Raw genomic sequence first — 18,932 nt, 5'->3', positions numbered from 1 at the left:
TTTAAAATATAAAAGCAAGCACTATGGCCTGCCTTTATAATTTATTTTAATTTGATTTTTTCTAGTTTTAAATCAATTTTATTTTTTGGAAAAACAATTTTATTTACAAAGTTTTCAGCTTCTACTTTTTGCGCTTTTGCCTTTGAAGTTTTTGCAGTTTTAGTTTTAACTTTATCTGCTTTAACTTCTGTTTTAGGTTTTGTTTCTTTTGCTTTAGTTACTTTAGCTTTTGGTTTATCTTGAGCTTTTGCTTTTTTGTCAGTTTTTTCAACTTTAGCAATTTTAACTTCAGAAGTAATTTTTGGTTTTTTAGGTTTTTGTGTTTCTTTTTTTGCTAAAGATTTTTTAGCTTTATCTGATTTTGGTTTTTCTTTGCTTTCAAGATCTTTTGGTTTAACTTTTTTAGCGACTTTTAGTTTTTCTGATTTTGCTTTAGAAACTTTTTTAGGTTTTTCTTCTACTACTGTAGCAACTTCTTTTGCTTTTAGTTCTTCGGAAACATTTTCTTGATTTTTAGTAGCATCAACTTTAGTTTCTGCTGGTTTATTTTCTTTAGGTTGATTTTCTTGATTTTTAACTTCTTCTTGCTCTTTTTCTTTTGACTCAAGCTCGCTATCTTTTTTAGTTACATTTATAAAATCATCAATGTTGATTTCTTCAAATCATTGATTAGTGTCAATGCTAGGATCAATTACTGTATCAGGAGTTAAAACCATTTCATGTTCACTTTGACTTTGTGAACCCGTTTTCGGTTCTGGATTGTTTCCTAAATTATCACTTGATGGATCTTTATAAGATTGTTCTTGTAGGTTTTGCTGTTCTACTTCATTTAATCTTTGTTTTACGTTGTTATATCTTTCTAGAAGCTGTTTTTCTTGTTCTGAAATACTTAAATAAGGATTATATTCAAAAGTAGATGCAACTTGTTGATATAAAGGATCATTTTTGATTTCTGCAGTGATCAAGCTTTTTTCACCAAGTGGTGATGAAAAGACTTTTAAAACAGATTCAAAGGCAATTGTTTGAATTAAATCTTCAAACATTTTTGTTCCTTCATCAGTATAAATTTGATAAGGATTTTTTTGTGAATATTGAACTAAATTAACATTAGAACGAAGTTTGTCCATTTTGTTAATATGTTTTTTTCAATTATCATCTAGTGTTTTTAATAAAACTTGTTTTTTGAAATTATCTATATAAGCTTGATCGGTTTTTTTAATTGCATTTGCAAGTCATTGATTGTAGATATCATTAACCATTTGATTTACTTTATCGACTAATTCATTATCATGAATACGTTTAAATTCATCAACATTAAAATCATGTTTTATATAAACGGCAATATTTTTATTTAAAAAATCTACTAGCTTTTGATAATCATAAGCTCCGCTTTTAAGCTTATGGTCTTCAATTGCAACTAAATTTTTAACAAAAACTTTAATCATTCTACGAATGATTTCTTCAAATTCATTTGATATTAATAAAAGATCTCTTTGAGAGTAAATTAAATCTCTTTGTTGACGGATAACGTCATCATAATTTAAAACGCTTTTTCTAGAATCGTAGTTAAATCCTTCGATTTTCTTCTGCGCATTATTAAAGGCAAATCTAAGTTGTTTGTTGGTTATTTCTTTTCCAGCATCTTTTGCGTAAGCTTCTTGGAAAGCTTCAAAGTTTGCAAACCGCATAATTAATTGATCTTCTAGCGAAATATAAAACCTAGAAATTCCAACGTCACCTTGACGTCCTGAACGACCTCTTAATTGATTATCAATTCTTCTCGATTCAGCTTTATCAGTTCCTAAAACATATAATCCGCCGAGCTCTAGCGCTTCTTTTGATGGCTTAATATCGGTTCCTCTACCGGCCATATTGGTTGCAATAGTTACAGCTCCTTTAACTCCAGCTTGTGCTATGATTTCAGCTTCTAGCGCTTTGTCTTGTTTTGCATTTAAAACGGTATGAGGCACATTTTTTTCAATTAAAATTCTATGAATTATTTCAGAGTCTTCAATTTGCGCGGTTCCTACTAAAACGGGCTGACCTTTTTGATATAGCCTTTCAACTTCTTTACCTACTGCTTCTCATTTATCTTTGGCGTTTGCAAAAATTAAATCAGGTGCATCTTCTCTAGCGATTGGTTTATTGGTAGGAACTACATTTACACGCATGTTGTAAATGTCGATAAATTCTTGCTCCTCGGTTTTACCAGTTCCTGTCATTCCACAAAGCTTGTTAAACATTCTGAAAAAGTTTTGGTAGGTAATAGTAGCCAGCGTTTGAGTTTCAGGCTCGATTTCTACCATTTCTTTGGCTTGAATTGCTTGTTGAAGACCTTCAGAATAACTACGACCTTCCATAATTCTTCCAGTAAAGGCATCAACTAGTTCGATTTTGTTATTTTTAACAATATATTCAACATCGATTTTAAAAACTTTATGAGCTCTAAGTGCATTTTGAATTAAATGCACTTTTTCAGAATGTTCTATGTTATATAAATCATCAATTCTAAAAAATGAATTAGCCTTTTCAATTCCCGAAGCTGTTAAAGTTACCGCCTTTGATTCTTCATCAACTAAAAAATCATCGTTATTTAGCGTTCTTACAAATTGATCAGCTGAATAATAACTACTTGAATCGTTGGCCTCGCCTCCAGAGATGATAAGCGGAGTTTTAGCTTCATCGATTAATATAGAGTCCACCTCATCGATAAGACAAAAGTTTAGCTCACGTTGAACTTTTTCACTCATATCGCTAACCATGTTATCTCTTAAATAGTCAAAACCAAGCTCTGAGTGAACTGAGTAAGTAATGTCACAAGAATAAGCATAACGCTTTAGATTTGGATCCATTTGCGCTTTGTTTATTCCTACCGAAAGACCTAAATAATTAAAAACTTGCCCCATTTCTTGGGCATCTCTTTCGGTTAGATATTCATTAACTGTTGAAACTATTGCTCCTTTTCCTGAAAGAGCATTTAAATAAACTGGAGCTATAGAAGTTATTGTTTTTCCTTCTCCGGTTTTCATTTCAGCTACGCTTCCTAAATCTAAAAGAATACCGCCCAGAATTTGCACGTCATAAGGACGCTTTCCTAAAACTCTTTTAGTAGCCTCACGGGCTACCGCAAAAACTTCATCACGAATATCTTCAAGCTTATAACCTTCTTTTAAAAGGTCTTTAAAGAACTGAGTTTTAGATCTTAATTCTTCGTCGGTATTGTTAATTACGTATTTTTCTAAATCATTAATTCTCTTTAATGATTTTTCTGCAATACGCATTTCAGTTGATTTTATATTTAAAAATTTAGAAAAGAAAGCCATTTTACCTCGTAGCCATATAGTAACTATTATTTTATTAAATTTTGCTTTATATATAAAAGTTAATAAATAATAATTTTTATATAAAAAATAATAAATTTTTGGATTAAAATTTAATTTAGAAAAATTAAAATAATTAAGATTAAAAATGCTATAATTTAATTAATGCCTATCGGCCTTTGCCGTGGGAGTGGAAAGCTATAAGCTTTGCTTGTTGTCCCTCTAAGTAATATGGACCTTTCAGGCAATAATTAAAAAGAGCATTTGCTCTTTTTTGCTTTTTAAGGTGTTTCATGAAAGAAAATAATTTGAAAAACAAAAAACTAACATATAGTGAAATTTCACAAATTAGCGGAATTTCAATTGCATCTATTTCTAGATATTATCGCGATGGTTATCTTTCAAAAGAAAAAAAACTAATTCTAGAAAAAATAATAAGTGACTATGGACTAGAAACCAAAGATCATTTCAAGCTAACTAAAACCGTTAACTATAATTTAATCTTTGCGCTAATTCCGCAGTGACAAAATCATAAATTTAGTCCAATTATAAGCGGGCTAGTTAACGAAGCTAATAAAGTAAAGCAAAAAGTCTTTAATTTATACTATAACACCGATAAAAACGATTTTATTGAAAATATTTATCTAGCGCTAAAACACAATCCAATTGGTATCGTGGTATTTTTCAATAAAAAAAACGAAGAGCAACTTGAGTTTTTAAAAAAACTATCAGACCAATGCAACATCTTTATCTACGGATACACCTACGATGGTTTAAATAGCATTAAAATCGATTTTACCAAAGCCTTTTATAAACTAGCTTATTTCATGGATTTATATTTTTTATCTAAAAAAAATATTGCCAAAAAATTAGTCTACGTATTTAATAATAAAACCGAAAAAGCAATTCAAAATGAAAAGATCGCAGGAATTGAAAACTACGCTAAAAAAAATAATATTGAAACTGCTTTTTATAATTTAAATTTATATTCTAAAAAAGACGTTGCTTCCTTTTTTGAATTTTGCAAAAAAGGAAGTTATAAATACATCGTATCTTCTACTAGAGAAATTTTTGCGAGCTTAATGGCGGGCAATTCTGATAACTTATATATAACCGATATTGGTTATATTTCAATTTATGATCAGATTCGAAATTATTTATTAAAAATTCACATCGACTATCCTAATATTGGAATTGAATTTCACCGTATGATTAGTAGCTATCTTCTGGAAAGTGAATCTGGTACAATAAATAAAAACATGGAAGTAGAGATTATAAAATAAATGTTTTTACTTAAATATATTAAAAATAACAAAGCTTTAATTTTTAAAAATCTGTCAATAATTGTTTGATCAGATTCAATAGTTAACGGTCTTGAAAAAAGAGTTACTGATCAGAGAATTCGTTTCTTAAGAAAACTATACGCTTTTGTTATTGTCTTCATTTCATTATCATCATTTTTAACTTTTATCAATCCTAATGATAATTTTAGAACAGCCTTTAATGCAGTAATTGCAATTACACAAGTTGTTTCGTTTTTCGTATTTTTATTTGATTATGCAAGTCACTGAGTTACATTTTATACTCGTAAAAATACGCAAAATTGATCAAGGCTAAAAACGTTGCTTAGATATCCAATTTCATTTCCTGGAATAGTTATTTTAATTTGCCTTTTATCTTCGCTAAACGTTTTACAGATTTTAAATAATTCAATTGAAATTCCCCCTTATTTAAATTTTTTTAAATCACTAAACTTTGCCAAAATTTTTAGAATTTTATTTTGCCTTAAATTAATAGCTGGAATAGCTTATATCTTTGACGCATTCAAAGAACAAAAGAAAGTGCTGCTATATTTATTTTGACTTTCAATAATATTTATTCTTTTATTTGGTCTTGTGATATTAAACAATGAAGTTCAAGAGCTTAATCTTGTTCAAATGAATTGATTAAAAGAAAATAATATTGATCCTAGCGATACTGCTAAGTATCTAAATGATCCAAGTTACAAAGCGCTTTCAAATGGTTATATTACAAACTTCTTTGACACTATATATTTCATGACCATTACTTTAACTACTATAGGTTATGGAGATTTAACTCCGCATTCACCAGTAAGTAAATTTGTGGTAATGCTAGCAGCTATTTTAGGAGTGGCAATTATAGCAATTCCTTCCGGGGTTATTGCAGGTTCATTTTTAAACTTACTTCAAAGTCATTTTAAAGACAAAAAGAAAGAAAAACAAGAAGCCAAAAAACAAGCTCTTAAAGATAAAGAAGCTTTAGAGGCTAAAGCTACTAAAGCAGAAAAAAATACTGAGAAAACACATCTTGATGAAAATAATTTATGATTAAGCTAGGAAGTCACGTTTCATTTAAAAAACCAAATTATTTAGCAGGCGCAGCCGGTGAAAGCATTAACAATAAAGCCAACACCATGATGATATATCTAGGCGCTCCGCAAACTACTAAAAGAGTTGAATTTGAGCTATATAAAAAACAAGAATATCTTGATTTTTATGCTAAAGATATTCCTGCTGAAGATATAATAGTTCATGCGCCTTATATAATTAATCCTGCCAATCCTACTAAGGCTAAATTTTCTTGTGATTTTTTAATCCAAGAAATAAATAGAATGAATTATATAAATGCTAAGTATTTAGTTCTTCACCCTGGAGCTTATACAGAATTTGCTCCTCAGGAAGCTTTGGATCAGCTTGTTAAAAGCTTAACTCATATACTTTCTAAAACTAAAGACGTGGTTATTTGCATTGAAACCATGGCCGGTAAAGGTACTGAAATAGGAATTAATTTCGAACAAATTTCTTATTTAATAAACAAGCTTAACTCAGATAGAATTGCGATATGCTTAGATACTTGTCATTTATGAGATGCAGGTTATAATTTAAAAGATTATCAAAGCTTTAAAGATGAGCTAAAGAAATGAAATCTTTTAAAACATGTAAAAGTAATTCATTTAAATGATTCTAAAAATGAATTATCATCGCATAAAGATCGTCATGCAAATATCGATCAAGGCCACATTGGACTTGAAACCTTGGCAAAATTTGTTCATGATAAAGATTTTGATAATATTCCTATAATTTTAGAAACTCCCTACGTTGATAATAAACCTATCTACGATGTGGAAATTCAAATGTTATTAAATAAAAAACCATAAAAAATATATAATAAATAAAACAAGGAGACATTATGGCACGTGAAGGTTTTACGTTAGAATGTACAAGTTGCAAAATGCAAAATTACATTTCTAAGAAAAATAAAAAATTACATCCTGAAAAAGTTGAACTTTCTAAGTATTGTTCAAAATGCTCAAAACATTCTGTTCACAAAGAAAGAAAATAATTCAAAAGCCAAAGTGGCTTTTTTATTTTTAATTTTGCCATCTTTTATGCTAAAATATTTTAAATTTATTTTTAGCAAAGTTTTATGAATAAGAAAAAGAAAAGCATAGTAATTTTTACAGGTCCATCAGGTGTTGGAAAAGGAACAGTTGAACAACTTGTTTTTAACTATGATGAACTTAACTTATCTTTATCTTGTTCAGCGACTACTAGAAGTCCAAGAGGTGGTGAAACTAATGGTATTCACTACTATTTTATTTCTAAAGAAGAATTCAAAGACAGGATTAAAAATAAAAAGTTTTTAGAATACTCTTTTCATTTTGACAATTATTATGGAACTTTATACAGCGAGCTTGATAATATAATTGCTCGTAATAAAGTTCCATTTTTAGAAATTGAAACCAATGGCGCAAAAATAATTGCCCAAAAAATGCAAAAACTTAAAAATCCTCCTTATAATTTAATTACAATATTTTTATCTCCTCCAAGTATTACTGATATTTATAAAAGAATTAAAAACAGAGGAACCGAAAACGCTCAAACTATTAAAAATAGAGTAAATAAAGCTAAAGAAGAGCTGCTTGAGGATGGTAATTTTAAATACGTAGTTTATAATGACAGACCTGAAAGAGCAGCGCAAGAAATAAGAGAAATTCTTCACAAGGAGTTAGACATTGATTAGTCTTAAAAGCATTTCAATTACAGGTGCATACCGTAAAAAAAATGATGATAGAGTAAGTCACTTTGAAAATGACGATTTTTTAGTCGCTCTTGTCTGTGATGGAATGGGTGGACATTTACATGGTGATATCGCTGCCGAAGAAACTGCAAAAATTTTTACTAATCAATTTAGCAAAAATTTTAGCTATATTTCCTTTCAAGAAACTTCGCTGTGACTTAAAAACGTAGTTAATTTAGTTAAAAAAAGATTTAAAGATTTAATTAAATCTGACTTTTCAAAAGAAAGAATGGGAACTACTTTAACTGGAGTTTTAATTCTTAAAAAAATTCAAAAAATAATAGTTTTTCACATCGGTGATAGTAGATGTTATTTTTACACTAAAGAAAAAAAACTAGTTCAAATAACTCAAGATCACTCTTATGAAAATAAACTTTTAAGCACTGGAATTTCTTTAGAAGAAGCTAAAAGCAATCCTAAAGGAAGACTTTTAACTAGCGTTTTATCTTTAAAAAATAAAATCACTTTTAACATTTACGATCTAGATCAAATCGATTATGCTAAAGTAGATAAAATCATTTTAACAAGTGATGGTGCTCATGAATTTATCTCTAGCGAAGAATTCAAAGCTGAGCTTAAATCTTCATCAAGTGAAAAAATTGCTAATTCTCTTGTTGAAATTGCACAAAAAAATGACTCAACAGATAACATTAGCTGTATTGTTATAAACCTTGGAGAGTAAAATGAATAATAGCAATATTATCAATGATTCCAACGTTTATAAAAAATATGAAATTATCTCTCCTCTTGGAGAAGGCGGATACGCCAATGTTTTTAAAATAAAAAGCAAATTTAACAACAAATACTACGCTTTAAAATATTTAAATATTCAAAATAAAAATAGTGAATTCGAGCGCTTTACAAACGAAGCGCATTTAATTAAAAATTTAAATACCGAATACGTTCCAAAAATTTTTGAATTTTATAAAGACACCAAAGAAGCTTATATGGTTCTTGAATTAATTAATGGCAGCTTAGTTTCAGAAAAGCTAAAAGCTCACGGTAGAATAAATGTTAAAGATGCGGTTCAAATCATTAAATCAATTGCATATGCTGTGCAAGAAATTCATAGCCATAAAATAATTCATAGAGACATTAAAAGCGATAATATCTACATTACAATTGATGGAAAAATCAAAATAATAGATTTTGGTATTTCAATTGAAGATGATGTCGATCAACAAAGATTTACAAGAGAAAGCTCAGTTGCTTGTTCTCCATTTTTTATGGCACCAGAAATTGTAAATAGAAATAAGCCAATTAATAAATCAGTAGATATTTACGCTATTGGAATTTTATTTTACGAAATGATAACTGGCAAGGTTCCTTTCAAAGGAAAAACCGCTAGTGAAACTATTAAAAAACATCTTTCAAGCGAAATTCCAAATCCTCAATCAGAAGTAGAAGAAATTCCAAATTCTGTTGTTAATATAATTTATAAAGCTCTCCAAAAAGACCCTGAAAAAAGATATAAAAGCACTTTAGATTTAATCTTTGATTTAGAAAATTCACTAAATCCTAAATTTTTAAATCAAAGTTTATTTAATCCTAAAAATTTACAAGAAAAGAAAAATTTTTCTTGATTTATTCAAAGTAAATTTTTTCTAGTATCTATTTTTAGTTTTATCGCGCTTTGTTTTATTGGAATTTTTGTGCTACTGCATTTTTTTGGAGTTTATTAGTGAATAGAGTTTTTGAATTATTTGGTCAAACTGCTAATGTTTGTGATCTTGAAAATAACTGCAAACTACTTCCATTTGCAGGAAGATTAAAAAAGTTAAAAATAACTCCTAAAGTTGGCGATATCGTAGAAGTTGAAAATGATTTAATTACCGATATAAAACCAAGAAAAAATGAATTAATTAGACCAAAGGTAGCTAATATTGATCAAGTGCTTGTTTTTTTATCAGTTAAAGAACCTGACTTTTCATCGTTTTTACTTGATAAATATTTAGCAATTGTAGAAAGCAAAAATATTGATTTAATAATTTTTCTAACTAAATCAGATTTAGATTTAGAGCTAGCAAATCATTGAAAACAAAAATACGAGATGCAAAATTACAAAGTTTTTTTGCTTTCAAGTAACGATAATAATTACGATGAAATTAAAAAGTTATTTGATAAAAAGTTTTCAATAGTGATGGGCCAAAGCGGAGTTGGTAAAACTACTTTTATTAACAATATTTCAAATAATAATTACAAAACTCAGCAAATTTCAAAAAGCCTTTCAAGAGGAAAACATACCACTACTTCAGCTAAAATAATTTCATTTTTAAATGGATTTTTAATAGACTCACCAGGATTTTCATCGCTTGATGTTGAAAAAGAAATAAACTTAAATAAAAGTTATTTAAATTTTAAAGAGCTTGCTAAATTATGCGAATTTAAAGATTGTATGCATAACTTTGAAAAAAATTGCAACGTTAAATTAAATTTAAATTCAAATTTAGTGCCTGAATTTAGATATAAAAATTATTTAAAGCTGTTAAAGGAACAAAATGAAAGAAAATAGAAATAAACTAGTAACTCCTAGCATTTTAAATGTCGAAAAAGAAAAAAGAATTGATTACGTTAATTCTTTAATTGATTTAGGAATTTCATGATTTCACTATGATGTAATGGATGCTAAATTTGTAGAAAATACAGCAATCGAAGTTGATGAAATAATTAAAATTTCTAAAAAAACTAAAAGCCATATTAAAGATGTTCATTTAATGGTTGAAAATCCTTATGAATATGTCGATAAATTAAAAGACTATGTCGATATATTTACATTTCACTATGAATCCATTGAAAATGATTTAGATAAATTTGAAGAATTTTTAGATTTAAACAAACATAATTTAAGAATAGGGCTAGCCATTAATCCTGAAACTGATGTTGAAAGAGTATTTCCATTTTTAGAAAAATTAACTTTAGTTTTAGTAATGTCGGTTAATCCTGGTAAAGGCGGGCAAGCCTTTATAGAATCTGCTTTAGATAAAATTAAAAAACTTAAATTTGAAAGACTTAATTTAAGAAAAAATTATGAATACTTGATTCAAGTAGATGGTGGAATTAATAATTTAACAGGTCCTAAATGCTTTAAAAAAGGTGCTAATTTATGTGTGGTTGGAACCTTTTTAGTTAAAAGTCCAACTAAAGAGACTATCAATTCTATATTTAAATAATGTGGTAAAATTTAGTAATGAATTTTGAACAAAAAAATAATTTAAATTCTTTACACGTAGATGTTGATAAAGACTATAAATTTTTAATTTCTTCTAAGAAAACACAAGGGCAATTTTATGGGCTTGTGTTTATGTTTTTTGCATTAGCATTTAGCGTGTTTGTTGCACTAACTATTTCTATTTATCATAGTGTTTTTAATGCGATAGTTAATGGTGTAGATAACGCCTTTACTCGCTTTATGAAAGAAAAACCATTTGTAGTATATGGACTAGTTCTTGGATTATTTGTTGCCTATTTTATAGTTATTTGATTCTTAAGAAAATTTAGCTGAAAATCGCTGATATTTAGTTATCCGGTTGTAGTTTTATTTTTCTCTGTAATGATTTCTATGGCACTGGTTGTATATTCAATTAATCCAGATTGAAATAGAGCAACTACTAGCTATAAAAATCCTCCTATCACAGTGCCATTGGTATTAATGTTTGCGCCAATGCTTGTGTTATTTTTCCTTGGAGTATTTTCATATTATGGTTTATTTGATTTAACCAAACTTATGAGAGTTTCAGGATTTTTACTTGCAGTATTTTTAATTCTTACAGTAATTGGAATATTTGCAGTAGGCCCTGTATATGGAACTATAAACGTTGCTATTTCAATAATAGGAATTGCAATAATTTCAATTAGCACTATTTACACTTTTAATAGAATACTAACCGATTCAAAAAACCTTGCATTCTTTTCAAAACATGAATTTATCGCAAGAGCTGCTGGATATGGAATTGAATTATTTATTAGCTATGCAAATATCTTATGATTCCTAATTAGAATTATGATGAAATTTAAAAAGTAATGCGAATCAATTTAACAAAAAAATATCGAAATTAATCGATATTTTTTTGTTACCTTTGTTACTTAAGATAGTAAGGAATGTATGCGTAAGATATTAGAATGTAAAGATTGTAAATATCTAAAGCTACGTCATTTATAATTGCTCTTAAAAGTTGATCAGGATTTGAATAATCTTTTTCTCAGTTAATTTCCATAAATCCCATGTCAGCTGTAAAGACGAAATAAATTGCGCTTCCATCTGATATCATCACTAGATTTGAAATCTTTTGAACGCTTTTAGAATTTTGATGAAGCTTGACCATGTTTTCCATAGCAAGCGGTGTATACATAATTCTTAGTTTTACTTCATCGTTTGTATATGCATTAAAGGTTTTATTGAAAGCATCTGATTCTAGTTTTACTTTTTGCAATCTAAAGCTTTTAAATAAGTCGTTATATTCTTTGATTAATTTTGAATTTTCAAAAGCAGCGGCAAATGCAAAACCTTTATCACCTAAATTTTTAGTATCAATTTTTAAAAGAGTTGTTTTTAAAAATTTATACACAGGGCTATTATTTCTATTTTTTTGAACTTCCACTTTAATGTCCATGTTTACAAAATATGCATCATGGCTTGGAGAAAGAGTAATTTTTTCCTCATCACCGATTGTTTCTAAATCAGCTTTAAGTTTAAATAAAATTGGTCTAATTAGTTTTTTAAGTTCTACAACTGTAACTTCATTTAATGTATCTCTATATTGTTTTGGATATTCTTCGTCATAGCTAAATTGTTCATCAAGAAGAGCAAATGCTTCTTTATAAATTACTCGTTTATTTAGCATTTTTGCAACAGTAATATTAAATCTTTCTTTGTATTTGTCTGCAAAGAAAAACATTAAATAAGCAAGTCCACCAAAGGCAAACATAGCCAATGCTAAAAATACAATTACAAATGAAAATCCTTCTTTTTTATATAAAACTATAACTGTAATTAGTAATGCTACAGCTATTGCAATAAAAACACCCATTAAAGAATAGAAAACTTTTAATTTCTTTTTTAGATTTAGTCTTTTGTAAAGATCGTTAATTTCTTTATTGTAATGCGCTTTTATATTTGAGTGAAGTTTTTCATAAAAATTTTTAAAATTTGTAAATTCTGAAACGTTTTTCATTATAAAAGTTCCTTTATTTTGTTTGCTAGCTCGGTTGCTATTTTTTCAAGAGTTAAAACAATCTCTTTATCTTTAAAATTAGATTTTAAAGGAGAGTCTAAATCTAAAACTCCATATAATTTTGAATTAACAATTATAGGAATTACAACTTCAGAATTAGAAGCGCTATCGCAGGCAATGTGATCTTTAAATTCATGAACGTCATCGACTACTATAGTTTTTTGTTCGCGCGCTGCTTTACCACAAACTCCTCTAGAAAATGGAATTTGTGTGCAGGCGATTTTTCCTTGAAATGATGATAAATATAAAACTTCACCTTCAGCTAAATAAAAACCAGCTCAGTTTAAATTTTTAAAATTTTGATAAATAAAAGCAGATGTGTTAGCTAAAATAGAATAAATTTTAACTTCATCTGCAATTAAGGATTTATATTGTTGAACTAACATTTAATTAGTTAAGTCTATCCATTGAAACGTCAGCTAATTGTTTTTCGCTAGCTGCAAATAATGGGAAGGTAGTTAGCTTCATTCTAGAAGCTACTGAGTTTCTAGGGAAGGTGAAAAGTAATTTGTTAAATTCAGTTACTTTTGAGTTGTATAGTCTTCTTGATGCTGCAATTTCTCTTTCAAGATAAGCAGTATTTTCCATTAAGTCTTTGTATAAAGAACTTGCTTTAAGTTCTGGATAATTTTCAGCAACAGCCATAAGTCTTCCAAAAACTGAATTGTTTAATCTTTCAATTTCAGCTCCGTTTTCAACAGCGCTAGGTTGACTTGTTAGGTTTCTTAATTTAGCAACTTCTGCGTATGTTTCTTTTTCAAAGTCTTTATAGCTTCTAACTTGTTCTACAAGTTTTGTTAAAGTGTCAGCTCTTTTTGCAAGTTGAATTTGAATAAGTGATGCATTTTCATTAATTTCATTTTGCATTCTATTGAATTGGTTTCTAAAAACCATGTCAAAAATAGCAGGAGCAATGAAAATATATAATGCAAATCACAATACATTTTGTGGCTTGGTAACGTGGGCTGGCTTTACAGAATTATCAACATTTGGTGAAAATCCCTCTGAGCTTTGTGCCGCTCTTGGATCAAATAAATTTGACATTTTTTATACCTCATTTATAAGTAGTGTTATTTGATTTCTATTATAACATTTTTCAATTTGCTCATATAACGAGAATTATTTTGAAAAATGTGATAAAAATATTAAGTAAATAGTATTATTTATGTATATAAATATGTAATCGATAAACTTGTAATATTCAAGAGGAATAATGAAAAAAACATTAAATGATTTAAATTTAAAAAACAAAACTGTTTTAGTTAGAGTCGACTTTAACGTTCCAATGAAAAATGGAGTAGTTACTTCAAATAAAAGAATAGTAGCTGCGCTTCCTACAATTAAAAAAGTTCTTTCAGAAAACGCTAAAGTAGTTTTAATGTCTCACCTTGGTAGAGTTAAATCAGAAGAAGATAAAGCAAAATACAATCTAGAACTTGTAGCTAAAGAATTATCAAAATTACTTGGTAAAGAAGTAACTTTTGTTAACGCTACAAGAGGTAAAGAATTAGAAGATGCAATCGCAAAACTTCCACACGGTGAAGTGCTACTTATGCAAAACACTCGTTATGAAGATTTAAACGATAAAGCTGAAAGTAAAAACTCACCAGAACTTGGAAAATACTGAGCATCACTTTGTGATGTATTTGTAAATGACGCTTTTGGAACCGCTCATAGAGCGCATGCATCAAATGTGGGTGTGGCATCAAATGTTAAAGAATCTTGCCTTGGATACTTAATGGAAAAAGAAGTATCAAGTCTTGAAAAAGCAGTTAATTCTCCAGCTCATCCTTATGTTGCTTTAATTGGTGGGGCTAAGGTATCAGATAAAATTGAAGTTTTAGAAAACTTAGTAAAAATTGCAGACAAAATGCTTATCGGTGGAGGAATGGCCTATACATTTAAAAAAGCTTTAGGGCAAAGCATAGGACACTCACTACTAGAAGCTGATAAATTAGATTTTGCTAAAGAGTTTTTGGCAAAATACTCAGATAAAGTTGTTCTTCCTATTGATAATGCTTGTTCTTTAGAATTCTCTGACGTTGAACCTACATTTTTTGAAGGAGATATTCCTGATAATTTTGACTGTCTTGACATTGGCCCTAAAACAATGAAATTATTTGAAGATGCTTTAGTTGGAGCTAAAACAGTAGTTTGAAACGGACCTATGGGAGTTACAGAATTTAAACACTACAAACAAGGAACTCTTGCAATGTGCAAGGCAATTTCAAAATTAGAAAATTGTTTTTCAATCGTAGGTGGTGGAGATTCAGTTGCTGCTGTTGAAGATCTTAAAATGGAAGATAAGTTTTCACACGTTTCAACCGGTGGAGGAGCTTCACTTGAATTTCTACAAGGATTAAAACTTCCCGGGTTTGAAGCAATTCAAGAAAAAAATTAGCAGTTGCTAATTTTTTTAAATAATTATGAGATTAAGAAATGACAAATTCGCATTAAGCGAATTAAATGAATTTAAATTTTTTATTAAAAATTATCCTTTTAATATCAAAGAAGATGACATTTTAGAAATCGGTTCCGGCAAAGGTGAAATGATTTCACAAATGGCGCTTTTAAATCCTAACCAAAGATTTATAGCCATTGAAAAATATCCAACAGTTGCTAAAAAAATAATGCAAAAAATCAAAGAATTAAATTTAGAAAATTTATATATTTCTTGCATCGATGCATCAAAGCTTAGTGAAAACTTTATCGGCAAAACCAATACTATTTGACTTACATTTTCAGATCCATGGCCAAAGAAGCGTCATGAAAAAAGAAGGCTAACATATAAAAGCTTTTTAGATCAATACGAGTTTTTATTAAAAGATAAAAATTCTAATTTTTATCTAAAAACCGATAACGATTTATTTTTTAATTATTCCTTAGAGTCTCTTCAAGAAAACAATTGAAATTTAAAATTTGTAACTGGCGATTTACATAATTCAATTTATAATGAAACTAATATTAAAACCGGTTATGAAATTAAATGAATGGATAAAACTAAAATTAATTTTTTAATTGCAAGTAAAGGCGAAAATGCTTAGAGTTATTGCTGGAAAATATAGAAACCGAAAAGTAAATCAGCCATCAAAAGAAACAACTAGATCAACTATCGAAAAAATCAGAGAAGCTATTTTTTCATCAATAGCTTTTAAGCTTCCTCATAAAAACTTTTTAGATTTATTTTCAGGATCTGGAATTTGATCGATAGAAGCCTCATCAAGAGGAGCTAGCCAAGTTGTAGGAATTGAAAAAGATAGAAAAGCTTACAAAATAATTTTAGAAAACATAAATTCGATAAAAATTGACAATATTTCAATAAAAAATATGGATGCTATGGAATTTATCAAAAATAATACAATGGTTTTTGATTTTATTTTTATAGATCCGCCATTTATTCGATACGATTATATTAATGACAGTTTAAAATTTATTCAAGAAAATAAATCTTTAAGCGAAGATGGTGAAATCATTCTACACACTGATGACTATCGTCAAGTGGTAGTACCAGAGAAATTAAAAATTTACAAAGAAAAAAGATATGGAAAAAAATTTATATACTTTATCGTTTGAAAATAGGTTAATGGTAGGGCAATTAATTAAAGTTACTTGCCAGAGCATTTCCTATGAAGGTTATGGTCAAGTTCAACTTTATTCAAAAGTTTTAATTGCATCAAATTTTTTTCCAAGCGAAAAAGCAATTGTAAGAATTGAAAAAATTTTTTCAAAATATGTTTTTGCTAAAGTTATCGAAATTAAAGTTAAATCTAAATATAGAAACGAAACTCAGCTCGATAGCAATAGCGCGCAGCTAGTGAACTTAAATTACGATCAACAAATCAAATTTAAAAAGAGTTATTTAAATTTTTTATTTTTAAGAAACTTTCAATTAACTCAAGATGTTTTTCAAGATTTTTTAACTTCAACAAAGCAATTTAATTATCGAAATAAAATAACTTACTGAATGAATAAAGATTTTGATAATAGATGAAACTTTTGTGAATCAATTCAAAATACAAATAAATTTCAAAAAGAAAAAAATTCATTTTTAGCATCAAAGGCAATAGTTGATTTTAAAAATAGCTTTTTAAAATTTATAAATTCTAATAGCGGATTTTTTGACAAACTTAAACCTACTAAAATAATGATTAATTCAAGTAGGGATAGTCAAATTTTTGTAATTTTAATTTGTGATAATTTAGTTAAAAGAGATCTATGAAAATTTGATTTTAAAAAGCTCTTTCCTAGCCTTACAAATTTAATAATAAATTACAACAATACTTTCTTTGAAGTTTATAAAGGTAAAACTTTTGTTCAAAGAATTGGTGTTAATAAATTTAATGTATTAAATGATTCTTTCTTTCAAGTTAATGGTCCTGTTGCAAAATATCTTTTTGACGATTTAGCTGAATTAATCAGCAAAGCTAATTCGAAAAGCTTAATTGATTTTTATTGCGGAGTTGGAGCTATAACTATATATTTAGCTACTAAATTTCCAGAGCTTGATTTTTATGGATACGAAAAAAATAGATTTGCAATTAAAATCGCAAACGAAAATGTTTTAATTAATAAATTAAATCCAGAAAAAATTAAATTTTTAAAATTCGATTTAGATAAAAAATTAAATGACAAAGTATTTCAAGATTCAGTTATTTTTGATCCTCCAAGAGCTGGGCTTAGTCAAAATTTAAAGCTGCTTGTTTTAAATAGTGAAAATGTAAAAAATATATTTTATATTTCTTGCAATCCTAGAACCTTAGTTAGAGATGTAAAAGAAATAACTGAAAAAAGCAATTTTAAAATCAAATTTATAAAGGGCTATGACATGTTTCCACAAACTCATCACATTGAAACATTAGTATGGCTATCAAGGGAAAATTAAAAATGAAAAAGAAAAATTTTTGAAAAAAGTTAATTTTATCTATTAGTAATTTATTTGTAACAGCTACTGTTGTAACTTCATGTTCATTTGGCTTTAGTCAGAAAAAAGACGAAAAACAAAACGAACAAAGCTCGCTAGGAACTAGCAGCGGACAAACTCAAAATCAAGATCAAAAAGTTGCCGCTAGCAATCTTCCAAAAGCTAAAGTAGCAAGATATACCGATGGAGATACAGTTGACATCATCTACGATACTATCGAAGTTACAGCTAAAATTAGATTCTATGGAATTGACACTCCTGAAACTTTAAAAGGATCAAATAGAAATCTAATAGCTAAATATGAAAACGTTTATGCTCAAAAAGCAAAAGACTATGTAAAAGATTTAATCACTAAAAACAATCACGTAGTTTACGTTAAAAAAATAACAACCGATAAATATAATCGTACCGTTGCAATTTTATATTTAACCGATGACCAAACTTCAAAAAGCGTTAACGAATTAATTGTAAAAAACGGTTACGGTGCTGTTAGATATATTTCACTAACTAATAAAACCTATAAAGTAAAAGATGATTTTCAAAGAGACTTTTACTTTAGACTACTTAATTTCCAAGAAGAAGCAAAATCTAAATCATTAAATATTTGAGAACATGATTTAAAAGATGTTTACTATAAATACCCTTTTAATAATGATTAAGATTTATAATTTTTAATATGTTATCTGATAAAAATAAAACCGAGCAAATACTAGAGTATTTAATGGAATTAATCCAAACTGGACAAATGCCGCCAAATAAAATTATGCCAAGTCAGCATCAGCTGATGAAAAGGTTTGAATGCTCTAGAAATATAATTGCTGCCGCTTACAAAAAACTTGAGTTTTTAGGTGCAGTTTATTCAATTTCTAAAAGAGGATATTTTGTATCAGAGAATTTTCACAACCTAATAAAACCACTTAGTTTTTTACTTGGTGTATCTCGTCAAGATGGATACGAAATTAAAAACGTAGATACTTTGCCTGATTGAGCTACAAAAAAACATATTATTTTTACTAATGGTTTTAGAACTTTTTTCAAAAATTATTTTAAAGAAGATAAATTAATAGCAGAGTCAGAAATTTTTCTTTCTTTAAAATGCGTTAGCAAAAAAGAAAACATTAATTTAAATATTCCAATTACCGATCTTTTAATTCGACGTAAAATTTTAACCAACGTGGTTTATCAGATCGAATTTGAAAAAATCATAAAATTTGGAGCTAACCCTAGCGTTGCTGTAATTTTTTATGGCTACGATGTCGATAGCATTTGCATTGCCGGTAAATTTTACGTAGATCCAGAGAATTTTAAATTCTATCATCAAGAATTTTCACTTAATTAACTCTAAAACTTGCCGGGTCA

At 28.0% G+C, this 18,932-nt stretch carries 20 protein-coding genes; 16 read left to right on the top strand and 4 right to left on the bottom strand.

The genetic code is table 4. From position 1 onward, the window contains the following. Positions 1-41: 41 nt before the first annotated feature. On the bottom strand, positions 42-3,323 hold the full coding sequence (gene secA / locus VY93_RS00685; RefSeq protein WP_020003068.1) for a preprotein translocase subunit SecA: 3,282 nt from the start codon (positions 3,321-3,323) through the stop codon (positions 42-44). Positions 3,324-3,613: 290 nt separating this feature from the next. Between secA and VY93_RS00680 the strand changes: the two genes are divergently transcribed. From VY93_RS00680 to VY93_RS00640, 10 genes are all read left to right on the top strand, one after another. Then, positions 3,614-4,603, top strand: a complete 990-nt coding sequence (locus VY93_RS00680) for a hypothetical protein (RefSeq protein ID WP_020003069.1) — start codon at positions 3,614-3,616, stop codon at positions 4,601-4,603. Then, on the top strand, positions 4,604-5,677 hold the full coding sequence (locus VY93_RS00675) for a potassium channel family protein (protein ID WP_020003070.1): 1,074 nt from the start codon (positions 4,604-4,606) through the stop codon (positions 5,675-5,677). It begins immediately after the preceding gene. Beyond that, positions 5,665-6,498: a deoxyribonuclease IV gene (locus VY93_RS00670; RefSeq protein ID WP_011283289.1), complete on the top strand. Its 834-nt coding sequence runs from the start codon at positions 5,665-5,667 to the stop codon at positions 6,496-6,498. The genes VY93_RS00675 and VY93_RS00670 overlap by 13 nt, the downstream gene beginning before the upstream one ends. 32 nt (positions 6,499-6,530) lie before the next feature. Beyond that, the gene (gene rpmG, locus VY93_RS03900; RefSeq protein WP_020003071.1) at positions 6,531-6,683 is read left to right on the top strand and encodes a 50S ribosomal protein L33; all 153 of its coding nucleotides are present in this window, start codon (positions 6,531-6,533) and stop codon (positions 6,681-6,683) included. 84 nt (positions 6,684-6,767) lie between these two features. Further along, positions 6,768-7,364, top strand: coding sequence for a guanylate kinase (gene gmk, locus VY93_RS00665; protein ID WP_020003073.1), 597 nt, complete (start codon positions 6,768-6,770; stop codon positions 7,362-7,364). Next, entirely contained in the window at positions 7,357-8,103 is a 747-nt protein-coding gene (locus tag VY93_RS00660) for a PP2C family protein-serine/threonine phosphatase (RefSeq protein ID WP_020003074.1), read from the top strand. The genes gmk and VY93_RS00660 overlap by 8 nt, the downstream gene beginning before the upstream one ends. A gap of 1 nt (position 8,104) precedes the next feature. Continuing rightward, entirely contained in the window at positions 8,105-9,103 is a 999-nt protein-coding gene (locus VY93_RS00655) for a serine/threonine-protein kinase (RefSeq protein ID WP_020003075.1), read from the top strand. After that, positions 9,103-9,933: a ribosome small subunit-dependent GTPase A gene (gene rsgA / locus VY93_RS00650; protein WP_011283284.1), complete on the top strand. Its 831-nt coding sequence runs from the start codon at positions 9,103-9,105 to the stop codon at positions 9,931-9,933. Before VY93_RS00655 ends, rsgA begins: the two co-directional genes overlap by 1 nt. Further along, on the top strand, positions 9,920-10,591 hold the full coding sequence (locus VY93_RS00645) for a ribulose-phosphate 3-epimerase (RefSeq protein WP_020003076.1): 672 nt from the start codon (positions 9,920-9,922) through the stop codon (positions 10,589-10,591). Before rsgA ends, VY93_RS00645 begins: the two co-directional genes overlap by 14 nt. Before the next feature lie 17 nt (positions 10,592-10,608). Then, the gene (locus tag VY93_RS00640) at positions 10,609-11,442 is read left to right on the top strand and encodes an MAG0110 family membrane protein (RefSeq protein ID WP_020003077.1); all 834 of its coding nucleotides are present in this window, start codon (positions 10,609-10,611) and stop codon (positions 11,440-11,442) included. Between the two features lie 58 nt (positions 11,443-11,500). On the opposite strand, the gene VY93_RS00635 is transcribed toward VY93_RS00640, so the two are convergent. From VY93_RS00635 to VY93_RS00625, 3 genes are read right to left on the bottom strand one after another with little or no spacing between them, the layout of a single operon-like run. Beyond that, positions 11,501-12,592: a DUF3137 domain-containing protein gene (locus VY93_RS00635; protein ID WP_020003078.1), complete on the bottom strand. Its 1,092-nt coding sequence runs from the start codon at positions 12,590-12,592 to the stop codon at positions 11,501-11,503. Then, positions 12,592-13,038, bottom strand: a complete 447-nt coding sequence (locus VY93_RS00630; RefSeq protein ID WP_020003079.1) for a GAF domain-containing protein — start codon at positions 13,036-13,038, stop codon at positions 12,592-12,594. Before VY93_RS00630 ends, VY93_RS00635 begins: the two co-directional genes overlap by 1 nt. A gap of 4 nt (positions 13,039-13,042) precedes the next feature. Continuing rightward, complete coding sequence (locus VY93_RS00625) at positions 13,043-13,696, bottom strand: LemA family protein (RefSeq protein WP_020003080.1); 654 nt, start codon at positions 13,694-13,696, stop codon at positions 13,043-13,045. A gap of 169 nt (positions 13,697-13,865) precedes the next feature. Between VY93_RS00625 and VY93_RS00620 the strand changes: the two genes are divergently transcribed. Genes VY93_RS00620 through VY93_RS00595 form a run of 6 tightly spaced genes read left to right on the top strand, consistent with a single transcriptional unit; the run spans position 13,866 to position 18,912 of the window. Further along, on the top strand, positions 13,866-15,053 hold the full coding sequence (locus VY93_RS00620; RefSeq protein ID WP_020003081.1) for a phosphoglycerate kinase: 1,188 nt from the start codon (positions 13,866-13,868) through the stop codon (positions 15,051-15,053). A gap of 25 nt (positions 15,054-15,078) precedes the next feature. Then, positions 15,079-15,696, top strand: coding sequence for a tRNA (guanosine(46)-N7)-methyltransferase TrmB (trmB, locus tag VY93_RS00615; RefSeq protein ID WP_020003082.1), 618 nt, complete (start codon positions 15,079-15,081; stop codon positions 15,694-15,696). Continuing rightward, complete coding sequence (gene rsmD, locus VY93_RS00610) at positions 15,689-16,231, top strand: 16S rRNA (guanine(966)-N(2))-methyltransferase RsmD (protein WP_020003083.1); 543 nt, start codon at positions 15,689-15,691, stop codon at positions 16,229-16,231. Before trmB ends, rsmD begins: the two co-directional genes overlap by 8 nt. Beyond that, positions 16,194-17,534: a class I SAM-dependent RNA methyltransferase gene (locus VY93_RS00605; RefSeq protein WP_020003084.1), complete on the top strand. Its 1,341-nt coding sequence runs from the start codon at positions 16,194-16,196 to the stop codon at positions 17,532-17,534. Before rsmD ends, VY93_RS00605 begins: the two co-directional genes overlap by 38 nt. Before the next feature lie 2 nt (positions 17,535-17,536). Next, positions 17,537-18,232, top strand: coding sequence for a thermonuclease family protein (locus VY93_RS00600; RefSeq protein WP_223211466.1), 696 nt, complete (start codon positions 17,537-17,539; stop codon positions 18,230-18,232). 17 nt (positions 18,233-18,249) lie between these two features. After that, positions 18,250-18,912, top strand: coding sequence for a winged helix-turn-helix domain-containing protein (locus VY93_RS00595; protein ID WP_020003086.1), 663 nt, complete (start codon positions 18,250-18,252; stop codon positions 18,910-18,912). Positions 18,913-18,932 lie beyond the last annotated feature (20 nt).

Source organism: Mycoplasmopsis synoviae ATCC 25204 (assembly GCF_000969765.1).
GTDB lineage: Bacteria > Bacillota_I > Bacilli_A > Mycoplasmatales > Metamycoplasmataceae > Mycoplasmopsis > Mycoplasmopsis synoviae.
This window is presented reverse-complemented; position numbering and strand designations above follow the sequence as displayed.